The 18,022-nt window shown below is 45.7% G+C and carries 19 protein-coding genes and 1 other annotated feature; of the genes, 12 read left to right on the top strand and 7 right to left on the bottom strand.

Going from position 1 to position 18,022, the window contains the following annotated elements; translation table 11 throughout:
* Positions 1 to 42: 42 nt before the first annotated feature.
* The 6 genes from B5G33_RS21655 to B5G33_RS09470 all read left to right on the top strand — a co-directional run bounded on the left by B5G33_RS21655 (position 43) and on the right by B5G33_RS09470 (position 5,200).
* Positions 43 to 279: a hypothetical protein gene (locus B5G33_RS21655; RefSeq protein ID WP_140403107.1), complete on the top strand. Its 237-nt coding sequence runs from the start codon at positions 43 to 45 to the stop codon at positions 277 to 279.
* Positions 280 to 366: 87 nt separating this feature from the next.
* Complete coding sequence (locus tag B5G33_RS09450) at positions 367 to 1,362, top strand: ROK family transcriptional regulator (RefSeq protein ID WP_158229600.1); 996 nt, start codon at positions 367 to 369, stop codon at positions 1,360 to 1,362.
* Complete coding sequence (locus B5G33_RS09455) at positions 1,359 to 1,709, top strand: maltose acetyltransferase domain-containing protein (RefSeq protein ID WP_242974626.1); 351 nt, start codon at positions 1,359 to 1,361, stop codon at positions 1,707 to 1,709. The genes B5G33_RS09450 and B5G33_RS09455 overlap by 4 nt, the downstream gene beginning before the upstream one ends.
* Before the next feature lie 134 nt (positions 1,710 to 1,843).
* A complete protein-coding gene (locus B5G33_RS09460; protein ID WP_087268575.1) occupies positions 1,844 to 2,431 on the top strand; it encodes a DUF1349 domain-containing protein in 588 nt (195 codons plus the stop codon).
* Positions 2,432 to 2,532: 101 nt separating this feature from the next.
* A complete protein-coding gene (locus B5G33_RS09465; RefSeq protein WP_087269116.1) occupies positions 2,533 to 3,426 on the top strand; it encodes an AAA family ATPase in 894 nt (297 codons plus the stop codon).
* Positions 3,419 to 5,200, top strand: coding sequence for a cobaltochelatase CobT-related protein (locus B5G33_RS09470; protein ID WP_087417477.1), 1,782 nt, complete (start codon positions 3,419 to 3,421; stop codon positions 5,198 to 5,200). The genes B5G33_RS09465 and B5G33_RS09470 overlap by 8 nt, the downstream gene beginning before the upstream one ends.
* A gap of 43 nt (positions 5,201 to 5,243) precedes the next feature.
* Here the strand turns inward: B5G33_RS09470 and B5G33_RS09475 are convergent, their stop codons facing one another.
* The 4 genes from B5G33_RS09475 to B5G33_RS09490 are packed head-to-tail and all read right to left on the bottom strand — an operon-like array spanning position 5,244 to position 7,772.
* Positions 5,244 to 5,519 (bottom strand): hypothetical protein, encoded by a 276-nt coding sequence (locus B5G33_RS09475; RefSeq protein ID WP_087417478.1) that lies wholly within the window; start codon positions 5,517 to 5,519, stop codon positions 5,244 to 5,246.
* A 5-nt stretch (positions 5,520 to 5,524) separates the two neighbouring features.
* On the bottom strand, positions 5,525 to 6,292 hold the full coding sequence (locus B5G33_RS09480) for an ABC transporter permease (RefSeq protein WP_087417479.1): 768 nt from the start codon (positions 6,290 to 6,292) through the stop codon (positions 5,525 to 5,527).
* Complete coding sequence (locus B5G33_RS09485) at positions 6,289 to 6,999, bottom strand: ABC transporter permease (RefSeq protein WP_204247365.1); 711 nt, start codon at positions 6,997 to 6,999, stop codon at positions 6,289 to 6,291. Before B5G33_RS09485 ends, B5G33_RS09480 begins: the two co-directional genes overlap by 4 nt.
* A 14-nt stretch (positions 7,000 to 7,013) precedes the next feature.
* Positions 7,014 to 7,772, bottom strand: a complete 759-nt coding sequence (locus B5G33_RS09490) for an ABC transporter ATP-binding protein (protein ID WP_087269112.1) — start codon at positions 7,770 to 7,772, stop codon at positions 7,014 to 7,016.
* 178 nt (positions 7,773 to 7,950) lie between these two features.
* Between B5G33_RS09490 and B5G33_RS09495 the strand changes: the two genes are divergently transcribed.
* The 6 genes from B5G33_RS09495 (at position 7,951) to B5G33_RS09520 (ending at position 14,578) form a co-directional block, all read left to right on the top strand.
* Positions 7,951 to 8,652 carry a response regulator transcription factor gene (locus B5G33_RS09495; RefSeq protein WP_087417481.1) on the top strand — a complete coding sequence of 234 codons (702 nt, stop codon included), beginning with the start codon at positions 7,951 to 7,953 and terminating at the stop codon, positions 8,650 to 8,652.
* Between the two features lie 3 nt (positions 8,653 to 8,655).
* Entirely contained in the window at positions 8,656 to 10,059 is a 1,404-nt protein-coding gene (locus B5G33_RS09500; protein ID WP_087417482.1) for a sensor histidine kinase, read from the top strand.
* A gap of 72 nt (positions 10,060 to 10,131) precedes the next feature.
* A complete protein-coding gene (locus B5G33_RS09505; RefSeq protein ID WP_087268554.1) occupies positions 10,132 to 10,803 on the top strand; it encodes a response regulator transcription factor in 672 nt (223 codons plus the stop codon).
* The gene (locus B5G33_RS09510) at positions 10,800 to 11,801 is read left to right on the top strand and encodes a sensor histidine kinase (protein ID WP_087417483.1); all 1,002 of its coding nucleotides are present in this window, start codon (positions 10,800 to 10,802) and stop codon (positions 11,799 to 11,801) included. Before B5G33_RS09505 ends, B5G33_RS09510 begins: the two co-directional genes overlap by 4 nt.
* A 102-nt stretch (positions 11,802 to 11,903) precedes the next feature.
* Positions 11,904 to 12,659, top strand: coding sequence for an ABC transporter ATP-binding protein (locus tag B5G33_RS09515; RefSeq protein WP_087417484.1), 756 nt, complete (start codon positions 11,904 to 11,906; stop codon positions 12,657 to 12,659).
* Positions 12,656 to 14,578 carry an FtsX-like permease family protein gene (locus B5G33_RS09520; RefSeq protein WP_087417485.1) on the top strand — a complete coding sequence of 641 codons (1,923 nt, stop codon included), beginning with the start codon at positions 12,656 to 12,658 and terminating at the stop codon, positions 14,576 to 14,578. The genes B5G33_RS09515 and B5G33_RS09520 overlap by 4 nt, the downstream gene beginning before the upstream one ends.
* Positions 14,579 to 14,706: 128 nt before the next feature.
* Here the strand turns inward: B5G33_RS09520 and B5G33_RS09525 are convergent, their stop codons facing one another.
* The 3 genes from B5G33_RS09525 to ilvB form a co-directional block, all read right to left on the bottom strand.
* Positions 14,707 to 15,048, bottom strand: a complete 342-nt coding sequence (locus B5G33_RS09525) for a cupin domain-containing protein (RefSeq protein ID WP_087268543.1) — start codon at positions 15,046 to 15,048, stop codon at positions 14,707 to 14,709.
* Between the two features lie 331 nt (positions 15,049 to 15,379).
* Positions 15,380 to 15,889 (bottom strand): acetolactate synthase small subunit, encoded by a 510-nt coding sequence (ilvN, locus tag B5G33_RS09530; protein ID WP_087268540.1) that lies wholly within the window; start codon positions 15,887 to 15,889, stop codon positions 15,380 to 15,382.
* A 12-nt stretch (positions 15,890 to 15,901) separates the two neighbouring features.
* Positions 15,902 to 17,623, bottom strand: a complete 1,722-nt coding sequence (gene ilvB / locus B5G33_RS09535) for a biosynthetic-type acetolactate synthase large subunit (protein WP_087417486.1) — start codon at positions 17,621 to 17,623, stop codon at positions 15,902 to 15,904.
* 103 nt (positions 17,624 to 17,726) lie between these two features.
* Positions 17,727 to 17,981: a binding site (T-box leader), on the bottom strand.
* Between the last annotated feature and the right edge of the window lie 41 nt (positions 17,982 to 18,022).

The following is an 18,022-nucleotide window of genomic DNA, read 5'->3' on the forward strand; positions in this document are numbered from 1 at the left end:
AGATACCCGGAAAGAATTGACCCAGGTTAAGCTGCATCGGAAATGGGAACTATAAAGCGTGCTCCGCCAGATTTCCTTCCGATGCAGTTTTTTGTGCGCAAAAAAGGAGGGCCAGGGATTTCTCCCTGGCATATGAAAAAGAAAAAAGTCTATCTATATAAAAAAGGTAACTTCCTTTGTTTGATTATTACTATACTATGTATTTGTGAAAAAAATGTGTTGAAAATTCAAAAGAATTGTGAAGAAGTTTTGAATAAACAAAAAAGCTTCTTGACTTAATTAATATAATAGTTATAATAATAATTATTATTATACTAATATAGACTGTAAAAAAATGAAATGAGAAAAAGGGAAAGGAGGCGGAAAGTGAAGAATACGGCACAGATCAAGAAAGAAAATCAGAGAAGAATCTGGGAGATATTAAGAGACGGGCTTCCTCATACAAAGCAGGAAGCCACCAGGATCACAGGTCTCAGCCCGGCTACCTGCAATACAATCTTCAATGAACTGGAACAAGAAGGACAGGTCCGAGGAGAGAAGAGAAGATCCGGAGAAGTGGGAAGGGCTTCTGTGGCCTATATGCTGAACCAGGATTATGAAAGTTTTCTTTGCATTGGTTTTGAACTGATCCAGGGAAGAAGGAGTATTTTCTGGAGAGTACTTACAGCAACAGGCCAGGTGCTGGATCAGGGAAGAGACTGCAGGGAAAGGATTGCATGCCGGGATATAGAGGATAAGATAGAGGAATTAAAGGAAAAATTTCCAAATCTGAGGGCAGCGGCCATGGGAATCCCCGGTGTGGCAGACAAAGGCTGGATTCGGCATTGCGATCTTCCGGAGTTTGATAATGTGCCCGTGGTGGAGATCCTGGAGCAAACATATCATTTTCCGGTACATCTGGAAAATGATATGCACTATAAAGTCTATGGCTATTATCTGAAAGAATGCTCCAGAGAGGATACAGTAACCATCCTGAATTATCCCAGCCATGTGCTGCCTGGAATGGGCACAGCGGTAGAGGGAAAGGTTATAAAGGGCTGGAACCAATTTGCCGGTATGGTAGGGTTTCTCCCTTATGGAGTTACAAGAGAAGAGCAGATAGAAAAGCTTGTTCCGGAAACCTATCTGCCTTTCCTATCCAAAGGAGCCGCTTCGGTGATTCCCCTTTTAAATCCTCGGATCCTGGTCTTTACAGGCGACCTGGTAAAGGAAGAAGATATAAAGAAAATATGGGAATACTGTGCCAGGACAGTACCGGAAGCCTATCTTCCGGAATTTGTATGGGCTCCGGATATGAAGGAATATTATTTCGCCGGAATGTTTGAAAGAGCAATAGAAGAAAAATGGAGGACAAGACAGTGACAGAGAAAGAATTAATGTTATCAGAACAGCTTTATATTGCCAATGACCCGGAACTGGGGGTTGATAACAACAAAGCTAAAAGGCTAACTCATCTGATCAATACAGCATCAGATGAGGACAGGGAAAAGATCCAAGGGTATTTCCGGAAGCTTCTGAAAAAGACCGGGAAAAATTTTTGGATTGAACCTCCATTTCGCTGTGATTATGGCTGCCACATTTCTGTAGGAGAGAATTTTTACGCCAATTATGATTGTATTATTCTGGATGTTTGCGAGGTGAATATTGGAGACAATGTATTTTTCGGCCCAAGAGTTTCCGTCTATACCGCACGCAGGGCACCCATGTAAAGTGATCCGGCACATCACGGAAAAGGACCATGCTTACTGGAAAGAACAGGAAGCACAGTATAAAAAGAACAAAAGTTTATAAAAGAAGATAGAATAAAAAGGTATCAGATGGTCAGGATTAAGGAGAGAGGACTATGGAATTTAAGAAAGAAAATCTGATCTGGACAAGAGAACCGAAAAATTATGCGATAAAGTCTGGAGAAATACGGATTACCACAGAACCGGGGACAGACCTTTGGCAGAGGACTTATTACGGATTTCAGAATGATAATGCCCCGGTGCTTCAGATGAAGACCAGGGAGAAATATTTTTCTTTTGTGGTAAAAACCAGGTTTTCCAGCAAACACCGTTTTGATCAGTGTGGGGTGGTGCTGTACCAGGACAGTGAAAACTGGCTGAAAGCTTCGGTGGAATACGAAAATGAAGAGTATCAGAGGCTGGGCAGCGTGGTGACCAATCATGGGTATTCGGACTGGGCTACTACGGACATTGACGCTTCTATTAAGACGATGTGGTACCGTCTGAGCAGAAGAGAATCTGATTTTTGTGTAGAATGTTCCGGTGACGGAGAAAATTTTAAGCAGATGCGGATCTGCCATCTGGAAGAAGGGGCCGGGGAAATCTCTTTTGGGATCTATGCCTGCAGCCCTGAAGATTCTTCCTTTGAGGCAGTTTTCACGGAGATGAAAATTACAGAATGTATGTGGAAAGCCCATGTATAGCAGAAAAGGCGTCCAAAAACTGCTTTGAGACAGTTTTTGGACGCCTTTTCTGCTATACTAAAAATATAACAGGAAAACAAGTTCAGGTAAGGAGGCGGATCATGGAATTAAAGGAAACCTTGCAAATAAGAGTGGAAGAATTTAAGAAGAATCATCCGGTGGAGGAACAGGTAAAGTCCCGGCTTACACAGCCGTCCATGGCTTTTTATGGGACAGAGATTTTAAACCGGGCGGTGGCCGCCCTGCTGGAGGGAGAGAATCTTCTCCTCTGCGGAGATAAGGCTACAGGAAAGAATGTCCTGGCGGAAAATCTGGCTTGGATTTTTGGAAGGCCTATTTATGACATTTCTTTCCATGTGAACACAGACAGCAGCAGTCTCATCGGTACAGACACATTTGTCAATAATGAGGTAAAACTTCGGGAAGGGCCCATTTACCAGTGCGCCAAGTGGGGAGGATTTGGGATCCTGGATGAGATAAACATGGCAAAAAGTGATGCGGTTTCCGTACTCCATGGAGTCCTGGACTTTCGGCGGATCCTGGATGTGCCGGGCTATGACCGGATCAATCTCCATCCTGCTGCCAGATTCATTGCCACGATGAATTATGGATATGCAGGGACAAAGGAATTAAACGAGGCTCTGGTGTCCAGGTTTATGGTCATCAATATGCCATCTCTCACAATGGAAAGGATGTACCAGATACTGGAGAACCTGTTCCCAACTATCCGCAGGGAAGCTGAGGAACAGTTTGCCGGGCTGTTTTTGGATCTTCAGTTAAAGGCCCAGAATGGAGAAATTTCTACAAAGGCTGTAGATATGAGGGGACTGATCGGAGCTCTTCGTCTGGTAAGAGGCGGCCTGACGCCTCTGGAGGCCATTGACATGGGCATTACCAATAAGACCTTTGATACCTTTGAGCGGGAGCTGATCGGGGATCTGGTTATGACCAGAATACCTGGGACCTGGGACAGGGGCGATGTATTTGATGAATGAAAGAAAACCCAGAGAAGAAAATATTTTTAATATCCAGAGCCGGGTGGAAAACCTGCTCTGGGCGGTAAGCGGAGATTATGAGCTGGATATTCCCGCAGATCTGAAGGCATGGGAGAAATCCCCTTATATAGCCCTATATGAGGCAGTGCGTCAGGGGAGTTTCCGGAAATACTTTGATGCAGACAGGTATCAGGACTTTTTTGCCAAAAAGGTATACCAGGGGATGATTCCTTCTGTGCTGGAGGCCCTGGGGAATCTCTGTATTGACAGCGCTGTGTGGAAAAAGGCGGTAAAAGAGAGGCCCGGAGTGGAAAATCTGAGAAGGAAGGCATTCGCAGACACGTTAGAAAAAGACGATCTTCGCCTCACCCATACAGACTGGGGATACCTGGAAATGTGCTATCTGCAAAAGGCCCTCTGGGGCGAAAACTTTCAGGGAAGAACAGCCAGGATTCTGGACAGGATCTGCTCGATAGAAGACGCAGACTCCGTAGAGGAGATCTGCTGCTGTCTGGAAGAAGTGTATCGGGAAGCTTATGAAAAAGGGCTGGCCCAGAATTTTAAGGGATTGGACCGGGAAATAAAGCCTGCCGATGAGGATATGAAAGAATATACAGATAAGGAAAAGGCAAGGGAAGAGGAGAAAGCAGCGAAGGATGAGGCCCCGGTAAATCTTTTCAGCGGCCATGTAGATCCCCAGGATAACGGAAAACAGGAAAAACCCAGAGCTTCTATGATTTTTTTGGACAGGGAGTCTTCAGACCGGATGGAAGAATACATTGTTCAAAGCTACGGGGAAAGCTGTATTCCTTCCAGAATGCAAAGAGAGCTTCAGAATCAGGTCTGCACAGATACGCATAAAGACTGCCGGATCCATATTACCAGGGGAATCCTCCATGGTCATGGAAAGGACAGCGGCAGAGGGGAGTATGTGAAGAAGGTAAGAGAAGAGAATCTTCGGGTATTAAAAAGTACTCAGCTCATTACCCGTCAGAATATCCAGACACTGGCCAATACATTAAAGAGGGCCCTTCTTACCAGATCGGAAAAAGAAATACTTTCCAGCGAGTATGGAAAAATCCAGGTCAATAAGCTGTGGAATCTGGGAAGAACCCAGAATCGAAAGCTTTTCCAAAGAGAGATACAAAGAGAAGACACAGATTTCGCCGTGGAAATATTGATCGACGCCAGCGGCTCCCAGCAGGGCAGACAGAGTCAGGTAGCTCTTCAGGGGTATATTCTCAGTGAGGCTCTGAGCATTGCTGGGATTCCCCACCGGGTCACTGGTTTTTGCACCCTGGGGGCGTATACAGTCCTGACTATGTTTCGGGATTTTGAGGAAGACCGGGAGATGAACCGGCGGATCTTTGAATTTTACGGTTCTGCCAATAACCGGGACGGGCTGGCAGTAAGAACAGCAGCCGCAGGTCTGGATCAGAGAAAAGAAGAGAATAAAATCCTGGTGGTGTTAAGCGACGGCAGACCCAATGACATTATGGCGGGAAGCCAGAGCCCCGGCTATACGCTGCCTGGGGCTAAAAAAACAGAAAAAGAACCCTACGGTCTGGACTTTGCCCTCCGGGATACGGCAGGAGAGATCCGCAGACTCAGAAACCGGAGAATTGCCGTATTGGGCGTCTTTGCCGGAGAAGAAGAGGATCTGTCTGCGGAGAAGAAAATTTTTGGAAAGGATTTTGCCTATATCCGGGATCTCTCTAATTTTGCCAATGTGGTGGGCCGCTATCTGAAAAAACAGATTGTGGGGCTGGTATAATAACTGGCTGGCTATATCACTCAGGAAGATTTTCCCAATAGAGTCAAGAGCTGCTGACCGCCATACCCAGCAGACAAAGAGCAGTAAATCCGTAGATATCATTGATTACCATGGCAATCTGCATGGCTTTGTTTTTTGCCTGTCCTTTTGTATAAGCCAGAGTAGTGAATACTGCGGAGAAAATCATAAAAGCAGCATAGCTGTAGACAATAATTTCTGCTGCAGGAGACTGCAGCGCCCATAGATTGGTCCGAATAGGGAAGATCGTCCAGGGAATAAAGATCATCAGCATACTGATAAAGGTAATAAGTTTTTTCATAGTTTTTATCTCCTTTCTGCTCTGCCGAAACATAGGCAGGAAACGATCAGACATATTAGGGTTACTGCTATAGCCACCGGCAGTAGAGGAAACAGGTCTACAGACAGGTTGAACACGTCTGCTTTGGGCTGTCCTATGAACTGTGACAGGATATGAAAGGGATAGCACATAGGGTAGGCGAACCAGGCCTTTGTGTTGATGAGGAGCACAGAAGGCACGATGGCGGCCAGTCCGATTCCTACAGAAAATACGGAAGTTTGGATGCACACAGCTGCCAGCCAGTAAAAGGCAGCCATGGGAATGGAACTGATATAAATGATCAGAGCTTCGTACAGCACAGAGGACAGAGGAAGGACAAAGTCATAGCCTGTACTGTGGGAGACTATGAATGCCGCAGGAAAATACAGGGCTGCCATCATAAACATCTGGAAGGCTGCCAGGAGCAGGAGCACCAGAAATTTTCCCAGACATAAGCTTGCTGCGTATACAGGAAGAGACAGCATTTTCTGCATTCCCTGATTACTCCGTTCCAGCTGGTTCAGCATAACTGTGATCACTACCAGACTGGCAGGATACATAAACCAGGACAGTCCAAGAAAGGTCTGAAAGAAGAAATTCATTTCCGGAGACAGGCCGGCTGCATTGGAAAAATTGGAGTCTGCATTTAATATTGCAGGAATCCAGAGTAAAATGAGAGGAATCAGCAGGATCCAGATAATATGGGTCCTGCGTATTTTTTTCAGTTCAATGTGAAAGATAGTAAGTAAATTCATACAGGTGTCCTCCTGATCTTTAAGAGAAAAATTTTGACAGCTCCCAAAAGTACCGACTCAGCGGCACAGACTCCCAGAATGGGGAAAATGTCCTCCCATGCTGATGAAGACAACAGACAGCGGTAGGGCAGACAGAAGGTGTAGACCTTGGAAAATACAGCTTCATAGGATACAGTCATTTGTCCCATAAACATACAGACCACTCCGATCCCCAGAGAAACCCACATATTTTTCGCCAAAGAGGCGATCAAAGTGGATAGAAGAAGAACGGGAAGGATGGCGGCTATGGAAAAAGCCGTATTCTGGAGCAGAATTTCCAGGCCTGGATCCTTTCCGGGAAACCAGTGCCGGGCACAAAAGAGGAGAAAACCATCCTCAATGAGAAATACCGGAAGGAAAAGCAGCAGGAGAAGCAGGTTCTTGCAGAAAAACACTTTTCCCTGGCTGACTGGAAGCATATAGAGTTTTTCTATAGCTCTGTTGGCAAACTCTGTGTGATAAAGGATACAGGCTCCCAGTATTGCCAGAAAACTGTGAAAGGTAGCCAGCATATCCCAGTTGCCTTGCAGAAGAATATCCACAGGAGGAAGATCCTGGGAGGTAAATAATTCTGTACGGAAGGCGATATTGAGCACCGGAAAAGCAGAGGCTGCCAGAGCTCCGGCCAGGAAAGCCGGGATCAGTCCGGTGCGCTTTGTTTTTTTCATTTCTAAAGCAAGGATCATCTCTTATCACCTCGTTTCAGGTTGTCTTCCTGGATCATAGCCAGGAAGGTGTCCTCCAGATTGTCGGTGGGATAGCCCATCTGAGCGGCCTGTTCTTTCAGTTCCGGCAGAGTTCCTTCGAAGAGGAGCCTGCCGTGATTCAGGATTCCTATGTCGTCAGCCATTAACTCAATTTCTGAGAGCAGATGGGAGGATACCAGCACCGTGCAGTTATACTTCTGGGGCAGAGATCGGATCAGTGTACGGATCTCATGGATCCCTGCAGGGTCCAGGCCGTTAGTAGGCTCATCCAGGATCAGAAGAGGGGGCCTTCCCAGAAGAGCTTCCGCCAGCCCCAGGCGCTGTTTCATTCCCAGAGAATACTTGCCGGCAGTCCGCTTCCGGAATTCGTAGAGGCCTGTAAGCTCCAGGGCATCTTTGATGCTGCTTTTTGGCAGTCCCAGGATCCTGCGTATAATATCCAGGTTTTCTTCTCCTGTGAGATTTCCATAGAAAGCAGGAGATTCAATAAAGGCTCCGGTTTCACGAAGGATTTTCATCCGGTCTTTGGGATAGGAACGGCCCTTTATCTGAAAGCTGCCGCTGGAAGGACGGGTAAGCCCCAGGAACATCTTCATGGTGGTGGATTTTCCTGCTCCGTTTGGCCCCAGAAAACCGTAGACCTGGCCTTTTTTAACATGCATGTTCAGCTTATTTACTGCGGTAAAATCCCGATATCTTTTTGTGAGGTTGTGTGTTTCAATAATATTGCTCATTTTCTTTGCTCCTTTCTTTTGCTGATTCTCAGTATAAAACAGCAACCTTACGGCAACATTCTCCCTACCTTACAATTACCTTACATTTTAACCGGAAGCGCTGCGAGGACGCAAGATATGCTATACTATGTAAAAGCCCAAAAGGCCGGAAGTTATAAATTATATGGGAGGTTATCCAATGGATTTTGAATATTTAAAGAATAAAAAGCTGCTTCTGGTAGATGATGAACCGGAGCTGCTGTCAATGGTGGAGGGAATCTTAGAAAAGGAAGGATATAGGAATATCCGCAGGGCAGAAAACGTAAAAGAAGCTCTGAAAATATTTCAGGAATGGCAGCCGGAAATGGCGGTGCTGGACGTGATGCTTCCTGACGGGGATGGATTCGGACTCTTTGAAAAGATCCGGGAGATTTCAGATATTCCTGTGCTTTTTCTCACAGCAAGAGGAGAGGAGGAAGATAAGTTTCTGGGCCTGGGGCTGGGAGCCGACGACTATATTGTAAAGCCTTTTCTTCCAAGGGAACTGATCCTGCGTATAGGAGTGATCCTCCGAAGATGCTATAAAGAAGAACAGCCCGTGGTGCGTCTGGCCGGCTGCACTGTAGATTTTGAGAGAGCCCAGGTAATAAAAGGAGAAGAAAAACTGCCTCTTACAGCCAAGGAATTTGCTCTTCTTTCTGCCCTGTACAGAAACAGTGGAAAAATAGTTACCATTGATATGCTCTGTCAGGCGGTGTGGGGAGATAATCCCTATGGCTATGAAAATTCTCTTATGGCCCATATCCGGCGGATACGGGAGAAGATTGAGGAAAATCCTTCCAAACCGGTGTCGCTGATCACGGTAAAAGGTCTGGGGTATAAGCTGATCGTAAAGGAGTAGGAAATGAACAGTACCATAAAACTTATCCGAAGATTTTGCTCTATTTTGATTATTTCTATTTTTCTGGGAATCCTGCTGAACCTTATATTTCTGGCTGTTATCACCTGGAACCAGGGAGATAATTCCAGCGGATGGCAGCAGGCGGAGGCAGTTGCGGCGGCTCTCACTCTTTCAGAAGATGGAAGGTATACACTCTCAGAGGAAGAGGAGAAGGCGCTGGAGCAGGCAGGAGCCTGGGGAATCCTGGTGGAGAACAGCACAGGAAATATGATCTGGGCCAGCGAGAATCTGCCCAAGGAGATCCCCCGGCATTATACCCTGGGGGAAATTTCCTGGGCAGTCCGGGGATATATCCAGGACTACCCTACCACAACAGCTCCACAGGGGGACAATCTTCTTTTTCTCGGTTTTCCCAAGGACCGGTATTTTAAATTAATGTGGCCTACCTTTGACTATGACCTGATCCAGAATTTCTTCTACATGATCCTGGAGTTTCTGGCCTTTAATCTGGTTTTTATTATTGTGGTCTACGCCATTGCTACTTCGGGCATTATCCGCTCAGTCAAGCCCATTGTCCATGGAATAGAGACTCTGGGCAATCAGGAAGATGTATATATTCCGGAAAAAGGTCTTATGTCTCAGCTTGCGGCATCGATTAACCGGGTATCCGAAAAGATGAGGACCCAGAATTATGCTCTGCGGAAAAAAGAAATGGCCAGAGCAAACTGGATCGCCGGAGTGTCTCATGATATCCGTACGCCCCTGTCCATGGTCCTGGGCCACGCCAGCACACTGGAAGAAGATACGGACCTACCAAAAGAGGCCAGGCAAAAGGCCGGGATCATCCGGCGTCAGAGTATCCGGATGAAAAATCTGATCAATGACCTGAATCTGGCTTCTAAGCTGGAATACAATGTCCAGCCAGTAAAAAGGCAGAGAACAGACTTGGCGGCCCTTGCCAGGTCTGTGGCAGTAGATTTCCTGAACCTGGATAATAAAGGAGACTATCCCATTGAATGGAATACAGGAGAAGAAACAGGCCCTCTTATGGTATATGGAGATCCGGACCTGCTGAAACGGGCCATGTCCAATCTGATCATAAACGCCCAGGTCCACAATCCCCAGGGGTGTACCATTGGAGTGGAGGTAAAAGAAGAGGAAGAAATGTACGCTCTTATTGTCAGCGATGACGGAGTAGGGGTTACTCCGGAAGAACTGAGCTCTATTCAGAAAGCTCCCCACTATATGGTCTGTGACAGCAATACCGGGGAACAGCGTCATGGCCTGGGACTGCTGATCGTAAGGCAGATTGCCCAGGCCCATGAAGGAAAGGTAGTGCTGGACCATTCTCCTCAGGGTGGTTTTCTGGTAAAAATTTTACTTCCAAAAGACTGGAAGGAAATCTAACATTTTCGCAACATTAGAATTTTATATCGAAATTTTTCCGTAAACAGGTTACAATATTGCCAGGTGATGAAAATGAAAATATTACTTGTTGAAGATGATCTGACCCTGGCAGAAGAAATCGTAAGGCTCTGCCGGAAGTGGGGCTTTGAAGCAGAATATCTGGAAGAATTTGAGGCCGTGGACCGGGAATGGAAGAAAAGGCAGGGAGATCTGATACTTATGGATATCAACCTGCCTTTTTATGATGGATTTTACTGGGCAAGGGAAATACGGAAAATTTCCCGGGTGCCCATTCTTTTTCTGTCCAGCAGAGACCAGAACAGCGATAAGGTCATGGCCATGGTCTCAGGAGGAGACGATTATGTGGAAAAGCCCTTTGACGGGGAGCTGCTTCTGGTAAAGATCCGGGCTCTGTTAAGAAGGGCTTATGAGTATACTGTAAGTGACCGGGAATATCTGGCAGAGGAGCTTTTGTACGACAGAAGTCAGGGGAATCTGGCCTATAAGGGCCAGACTGTAGAACTGACCAGATCAGAGAATAAAATCCTGGGACTGTTGGCGGACAACCGGGGGAAAATTGTAGAAAGAGAACAGTTGATGGAGTATCTGTGGAGCACTGATGAGTATGTGACAGATGCTTCTCTTACAGTGCTGGTGTCAAGACTGCGGGCAAAAATTGCAGAGTTTGCTCCCGGGATATCCTGTATCTATACCAAGAAGGGAAAGGGGTATTATCTGGAATGAAAGAGTATTTAAAGGACAGAGGAAAGCTGTTTTTTATCTTCCTCTGTCTGTGGTGTTTTGCAGATTTTTACCTGGCTTTTTTATGTGCCTCTAATGTTTATTTTCAGGACCTGCTGTATCTGAATCTGCTGTTTCTGGCAGCTTCTTTCGCCGGGATCTTATGGGATTTTTATCGTTTTAAAAAGACAGAAAAATATCTGGAAGGCAGGCTCTCTCTAACGCCTTTGGAACAGGAAAAGCTCTTTGGAAAAAGGGTGTCTGCATATATGGAGGAGAAGGAAGAGGAGCACAAAAAGGAAATCCGGCACCTGCTCCGGGAACAGGAAGAACTGACGGATTACATTGGAAAATGGAGTCATGAAGCCAAACTGCCTCTGGCAGCCTTAAAGCTGATCAATGAACGGAATCAGGACAGAGAGGCCAGCCGGGAAATGAAAAACAGCATTGCCCGGCTGGAGAGCCTGATCCATACGGTGATGCTGGGAAGCAAGCTCCACCGTCCGGAACATGACGTCCGTTATGAGAAGGTTTCTTTGAAGAAAGCAGTGGGAGAGGCTGTGAAAAATCAGTCTTATTTTTTAATCCGTCACAATTTTGAGATAAAAGAAGAAACGGGAAAAATCCAGGTGTATACCGATAAAAGATGGCTGGTCTATCTCCTGGACCAGCTGATACAAAATGCAGTGAAATACCGGGGAGAAGCTCCGGCTCTCAGCTTTGCTGCCCAGGAAAAAGGGAAGGACAGCATCCTTCTGATAGTGGAAGATAACGGAGTGGGAATCGAACCGGAAGATTTGCCTTATATTTTTCAAAAAGGATATGTAGGGAAGAATTACCGGAAAGGTGACTATCGCTCTACAGGAATGGGACTGTATTTTGTAAAAGAGATCAGCCAGCTGCTCCATACAGAAATCCGGGTCTTTTCGGAACCGGAAAAGGGCACCAGGTTTGAAATACGTTTTCAGGATCTGTCAGAACATTTGCTTTTGTCGGAATAATCCTTTCAGAAATGTTAGATACCAACTAAAACTGTCAGGCAGATGTAAGGATTTTTGAAGGCCTCTCTGCTATGCTGGTATACAGACAGGAGGTAAACAAAAATGAACAAAATTTTAGAAATCCGAAATCTATCAAAAAGCTATGGACGAAGAGGATATCAGACCTGGGTGCTGCGGGATATCAGCCTGGATATTTTTCAGGGAGACTTTATCGGGATCATGGGCCCCAGCGGTGCGGGAAAGACCACCCTTTTAAATATGCTGTCCACTCTGGATAAGCCTTCCCGGGGAGAGATCCTTTTGGATGGGGAAAACATTGTGGAGATGAAAAACCGGCAGCTTTCTCAGGTGAGAAGAGACAAGATCGGCTTTATTTTTCAGGAGTATAATCTTCTGGATAATATGACCCTCCAGGATAATATTGCCCTTCCTTTGTCCTTAAACGGAGCAAAAACAGGAGAAATCCTTAAACGGGTGAGAGAGACGGCAGCAACTTTCGGACTGGAGTCTCATCTGGGGAAATATCCCTATCAGCTTTCCGGAGGACAGAAACAGCGGGCAGCCAGTGCCAGAGCTCTGATCACTAATCCCAGGATTTTGTTTGCTGACGAGCCTACCGGGGCCTTGGACTCCAAATCGGGGAAAGACCTTCTCTGCTGTCTTAAGGCAGCAAATGAGGCGGGAAAAGCAACCATCGTAATGGTGACCCACGATGCCTACTGTGCCAGCTATGCAAAACAGGTGTACTTCTTAAAAGACGGCAGGATTCAGTGCTGCCTGAACCGACAGGAGAGCAGGAAAGCATTCTATGATGAGATCATGGCCATGCTGGCCTCTATGGGAGGTGACCAGGAATGAGTCTTTTTCGGCTGGCGGTGTGGAACTTTAAGAGAAGTGTGAGGGAATTTGGAGCACTGGTTCTGTCTCTGTCTTTTTCTGTATTTATTTTCTTTAACTTTCAGAATGTCATCTATTCCCAGGCTATGGATGTGCTTATGGAATTCCGGAAAGACCTGATTGATTCTGTACTCCAGGCAGCCTCTATTGTATTTGGAGTCTTTCTTTTCTTTTTTATCTGGTATGCTGCCAATGTGTTCCTGAATCAGAGAAAAAAGGAAATCGGTATCTATATTTTTATGGGGCTGGATAATAAACGGATCAGTAGAATGTATGCCCTGGAATCCGCCATGGTAGGGCTGTTTTCTCTGGCCTTCGGACTTATTTTCGGCGTTTTGTTTTCCAAACTGTTTCAGATGCTGCTGTTAAAACTGTCAGAGATCAGCGTAGATGTGGAGTTTTCTTTTTCCCTTCAGCCAGTGCTGAATACGGGAGGAATGTTTCTGGTCATTTACGGCTTTATGATCCTGAAAGGCTGCCATACTCTCAAAAACAGCAGCGTACTGAACCTGTTGTCGGGAGCCAGGCAGAAAGAAATCCGACAGGAAAATAAAGTGCTTACAGCTCTCAGGATACTGGCAGGAACTGCAGCTCTTATTTTAGGGTATCTGGCGGCACTGGATACAGGGGGACTTCAGGGGCTTGTACGGATGGTCCAGGCGGTAGTTCTGGTTATTGTCGGAGTCTATCTCCTCTATTCTGGTCTGATCCCTGCCATCCTCAGACTCCTTACCAGAAATAAAAAATTCCTTTACCGGAAGGAGAGAACCCTCTGGATCAATAACCTGGCTTTCCGGATAAAAAAGAACTACCGGACCTATGCTATGGTCACTGTTTTGATGATCTGTTCCGTGACTTTAATGGCCCTGGCCATTGCTCTGAAACAGCGATATGACAGAATGGAAAATTTTGATCAGGTCTATTCCTGTCAGGTAGTGAATTATGACGGAACACTGGATGGTGAGGAAATCTTAAAGGGGATCGAAGGGGAAAATCCTGTGGAGTACTGGAATGAATACACTCTTTTAAACCTTCCGTCCGAAATGTTTCGCACAAAATATAACCAGACAATGTATGTTCTGGCGCCCTACTCCCAGGTGAAAGAAGGAGCTGGAAGAGCAGGGCTGGAATTCCCATATAAGGAACTGGAAGATGACCAGGTGGTTGGTCTTTCCCACGAGATTCTTTTCAGCCTGGCAGGCACCAATGAACCTTCAGCTGTAAATATCGGAGAGAAAACCTATGATGAGGTGGACGTTACAACAACTCCTTACCTTGGAAAGCTCCAGACCTATACAGAGGCTTATATCGTGTCAGACAGGACCTTCGAGGAGCTGAAAAGCCGGGGCAGCCTGCTCTATATCTATAATTATCGTCTGGAAAACCCCGGCAATATAGAAGCCTCCAGACCCTGGCTTCAGGATCTTGTCCAGGGGGGAGAAGAGGGCATGACAGGAGTCAGCTACACCGAGGACTCTTTAAATGAAGACAGCTATATCCGTGTGACTTACTCTCTGTGTCTTTTCATGTTTGTTACGCTTATGCTTGCGGCGGGAAGTATTATCTTTCTGAAGATCGGGAATGAAGCCTATGAGGACGGGGAAAGATATGAAATCCTGGAGAAAATGGGGGTTCCCCGGAAAACATTGGGAAAGGCTGTGAGAAATGAAATCTGTTTCGCTTATTACTGTCCCTTCCTGCTGATGTCCATATCCTCCTACTTTTCCGTCAGGGCATTGGGAGAACTTATGAAAGAGGATTTGTTCCGGATAAATGTGTGGAGCGCTTTGTTTGTTTTGGTACTTTTCAGCCTAATCTGTTTTTTCTCTGTAAGAGGGGCAAAAAGGAAGCTTTTTGCCCGGTCTTTCTGGAAAGTGTAATCTCTTTGCCGGCTTTTACGCCTCCTTCATAGGTGGGGGGATAAGAAAAAATATATTCCTCACGGAAAGGGATACAGCATTCCTCCAGAGCAGAGAGATAGAGACCATGCCAATCATCAGAAGATACATTAATCAGATCTGCATCGAAAAATACAGTCAATCCCAGGAAGAACAGGTTCTTCTATATAGGACTCCAGGAAGTCTCTGGACACATGGACGTCCACTACCATAGAGGCCAGGGCGCACTGGGACTCATGGATCTGATTAGAATCTATTACAATAAATTCTCCTGGGACAAGAGTATGTTTCACGCCTCCCACAAGAATCTCCGCTGTACCGTTGAGGATATAGATCAGCTCAATAGCAGGATGCCAGTGGGCAGGAAAATAGGAGCCTCTGTTGGTGTAATAGTGAATGGCAATATTGGTATTTTCCAGATCATAGAGGTGTTCATAAATGGCCTGTTTCATAGAAAAAACTCCTTTGAATGTCAATTTTGACCTAAAAACTGTCAATATACTATCTAAAAATAACCATGTTTACATGATAGCATATGGTTGTAACAAAGAAACTTTCTTTTATCGAGCGTCTTGCAAAATATGTGGAAGATAACGCAGAGTATTTTGCAAACCTGCATTGCGTTTGCTCCGGTGATTTTCATTCAAGATTTTAATTTGATGGAAACGGCGGAACATTAAGATGCAGAAAAAAGAACAAGAGAATAAAAACCAGTTAAAAAAGAACCGAGGTATGAAGCGGTAGATTCCTTTCATATCCCGGTTCTTTCATTTTGCCGGCTGATCAGCGTTCCATCATACTGATGGATTCAATACCTACGCTTCCGCCCCGGACAACTTCGATGGTTTTAAATTCTTCTTTAATCAGTTTGATAACTGCGTCATTTTTGGTTGCCGTCTGGACAAATTCCAGAAGGAGACTGTCCTTTCCGTAATCGATGACTCTGGCTTTAAAGGTTTCTGCAATCTGAAAAAGCTCCACCTTATCTGCAGGGGTGCATTTTTTTACCTTAATATACAGGATTTCTTTCATCCGGATAAAAATATCGGTAAAATCAATGACTTTGATCACTTCCACCATACGGTTCAGCTGCTTTTTAATCTGCTCAAAAGTTTCGTCGTCGCTGACAGTGGCAATTGTCATACGGGAGACGGTAGGATCTTCTGTGGTACCTACTGTCAGACTGTCCAGGTTATAGCTCTTTCCGGCAAAAAGCCCGGAAATTTTGGACAGCACACCTACCTGATTTTCTACATATAAAGAGATCCATCTTTTTTTCATTCCTTTTTCCATTTTCCCGTCCTCCTAACAATCCATAATCATATCTTCTAAGGTTCCGCCCGGTTTGATCATAGGATATACCATTTCCTCCGGGTCGATGATAAATTCAATGATGGTAGGCGCCTTGGTGTTCTTTTTCGCTTCTTCAAAAGCCGGGGCGATCTCTTCCTTATTCATTACCCGGATGCCTTTGGCTCCATAGCTCTCTGCCAGCTTTACAAAATCAGGGACATATTCTAATGGAAATTCTTCCCCGTTTGTGCGGCGGGAGAGGGCGCCTGACTTCAGATTTGTCATGGAGTAGCGTTTACCGTAAAACAGTTTCTGCCATTGGCGCACCATACCCAGATATTCATTGTTAAAGATACACAGTATTACAGGAAGCTCCTCCAGAACCGCAGTAGCCATTTCCTGGATATTCATTTGCATGCCGCCGTCGCCGGAAATAGCGATTACCGGAATGTCAGGATTCCCGATTTTAGCCCCGATGGCTCCCGGAAGTCCATATCCCATAGTTCCCAGGCCTCCGGAGGTAACCAGATGCTTCTTATTATTAAGCTCTGCGTACTGAGTTACCAACATCTGATGCTGACCAACATCAGTGACAATGATGGCTTCCTCAAACTGCCGGTTGATTTCACTTATTATATCCAGAGGGCTCATAAGTTTTCGGTCTTTCATATTCAGTGGATGTTCTTCCTTCCACGCCTGGATCTGCCCCAGCCATTTCTCTGTATTCTGCTCGGTTACATATTCCGCCATTTTTGTGATCGCCTCTTTTGCGTCGGCTACAATAGGGATATCCACCTGGATATTTCTGGAGATAGAGGCTGTGTCAATATCGATATGGATGATCTGAGCATTTGGAGCAAAAGCATGAAGCTTTCCGGTGATACGGTCATTAAATCTGGTTCCGATAGAAAAGAGTACATCGCAGTTGCTTACGGCCATATTGGCAGCATAGGCTCCATGCATTCCCAGATTTCCTACAAAAAGAGGATGGTCGGTGGGAATGGCTCCCCGGCCCATAATTGTCGTTACTACAGGCACCTGGGTCTTTTCTACTACCTGGGTGAAAATTTCATCCGCTCTGGCGATATTTACTCCGCCGCCTGCCAGAAACAAAGGACGTTTTGCTTTCTGCAGGACCTTAATGGCTTTTTTCAGCTGTCCGATGTGAACGCTGGTGTTAGGCTTATACCCCCGGATATTTACGGTTTTGGGATATTCCGGGCTTCCCAGTTCACACATCACATCTTTGGGAAGGTCAACGAGAACCGGACCGGGACGGCCAGTGCGGGCGATGTAGAAAGCCTCTTTGATAATCCGGCCCAGGTCTTCACGTTTCCTCACAGTTACGCCATATTTGGTGATGCTTCTGGTAATGCCCACAATGTCCACTTCCTGGAAAGCGTCGTTTCCGATCAGGTATCTGGCTACCTGGCCGGTAAAGCATACAAGAGGCACGCTGTCATAGTTGGCTGTAGCCAGTCCGGTAACCACATTGGTAGCTCCGGGGCCGCTGGTAACAAGACATACGCCTACTTTTCCCGTAGTCCTTGCGTAAGCGTCTGCTTCATGGACCAGAGCCTGCTCATGGCGGGGAAGGACGATATCGATATTATTCTGCTTATACAGTTCATCACTGATGTCAATCGTGGTCGCTCCGGGATAGCCGAAAAGAACTTCCACCCCTTCTTCTTTCAAGGCTTTTACGAACAATTTGTTTCCTGTGATCTGTTTCATATGAGATACCTCCTGTCTCTTTTTTCAAGAACGCCTTCTGCTATTTATCCTATAGGAAAACCCGAAAAAATTTCCTTAAGAATAAAAATGCCCTAAGCATAAAGCTTAGGGCGAATTGATCCGTGTTACCACCTAATTTCAGAGAATCACTCTCTGCACTCAGCCAGTACAGAAGAAACTATACTGCTTTCCTGTAACGTGGAAATTACGTTGGAGTCTACTGCATGATACTTGGTATATCATGGTTCGGTCCACTGCTCGAAGGCTACCTTCCATAATCCCTTCACAAAGACTTCCACCAGCCGTCTTTTCTCTGGACATCCGGCGATTATGTACTCCTCCTTGTCACTGCATTTTATACATGTGAAAAAGTTATTAAAAGTATTATATGTGCAAAAA

The organism is Blautia sp. An81 (assembly GCF_002161285.1).
Lineage (GTDB): Bacteria > Bacillota > Clostridia > Lachnospirales > Lachnospiraceae > Blautia > Blautia ornithocaccae.

Coding starts and splice junctions, on each gene's coding strand:
- B5G33_RS09510 (WP_087417483.1), top strand. CDS start 10,800: ATGAAAGAGTATTTAAAGGACAGAGGAAAGCTGTTTTTTATCTTCCTC.
- B5G33_RS09465 (WP_087269116.1), top strand. CDS start 2,533: ATGGAATTAAAGGAAACCTTGCAAATAAGAGTGGAAGAATTTAAGAAG.
- B5G33_RS21655 (WP_140403107.1), top strand. CDS start 43: ATGGGAACTATAAAGCGTGCTCCGCCAGATTTCCTTCCGATGCAGTTT.
- B5G33_RS09500 (WP_087417482.1), top strand. CDS start 8,656: ATGAACAGTACCATAAAACTTATCCGAAGATTTTGCTCTATTTTGATT.
- B5G33_RS09480 (WP_087417479.1), bottom strand. CDS start 6,292: ATGAATTTACTTACTATCTTTCACATTGAACTGAAAAAAATACGCAGG.
- B5G33_RS09495 (WP_087417481.1), top strand. CDS start 7,951: ATGGATTTTGAATATTTAAAGAATAAAAAGCTGCTTCTGGTAGATGAT.
- B5G33_RS09505 (WP_087268554.1), top strand. CDS start 10,132: ATGAAAATATTACTTGTTGAAGATGATCTGACCCTGGCAGAAGAAATC.
- B5G33_RS09470 (WP_087417477.1), top strand. CDS start 3,419: ATGAATGAAAGAAAACCCAGAGAAGAAAATATTTTTAATATCCAGAGC.
- B5G33_RS09490 (WP_087269112.1), bottom strand. CDS start 7,772: ATGAGCAATATTATTGAAACACACAACCTCACAAAAAGATATCGGGAT.
- B5G33_RS09485 (WP_204247365.1), bottom strand. CDS start 6,999: ATGAAAAAAACAAAGCGCACCGGACTGATCCCGGCTTTCCTGGCCGGA.
- B5G33_RS09525 (WP_087268543.1), bottom strand. CDS start 15,048: ATGAAACAGGCCATTTATGAACACCTCTATGATCTGGAAAATACCAAT.
- ilvN (WP_087268540.1), bottom strand. CDS start 15,889: ATGGAAAAAGGAATGAAAAAAAGATGGATCTCTTTATATGTAGAAAAT.
- B5G33_RS09520 (WP_087417485.1), top strand. CDS start 12,656: ATGAGTCTTTTTCGGCTGGCGGTGTGGAACTTTAAGAGAAGTGTGAGG.
- B5G33_RS09460 (WP_087268575.1), top strand. CDS start 1,844: ATGGAATTTAAGAAAGAAAATCTGATCTGGACAAGAGAACCGAAAAAT.
- ilvB (WP_087417486.1), bottom strand. CDS start 17,623: ATGAAACAGATCACAGGAAACAAATTGTTCGTAAAAGCCTTGAAAGAA.
- B5G33_RS09515 (WP_087417484.1), top strand. CDS start 11,904: ATGAACAAAATTTTAGAAATCCGAAATCTATCAAAAAGCTATGGACGA.
- B5G33_RS09475 (WP_087417478.1), bottom strand. CDS start 5,519: ATGAAAAAACTTATTACCTTTATCAGTATGCTGATGATCTTTATTCCC.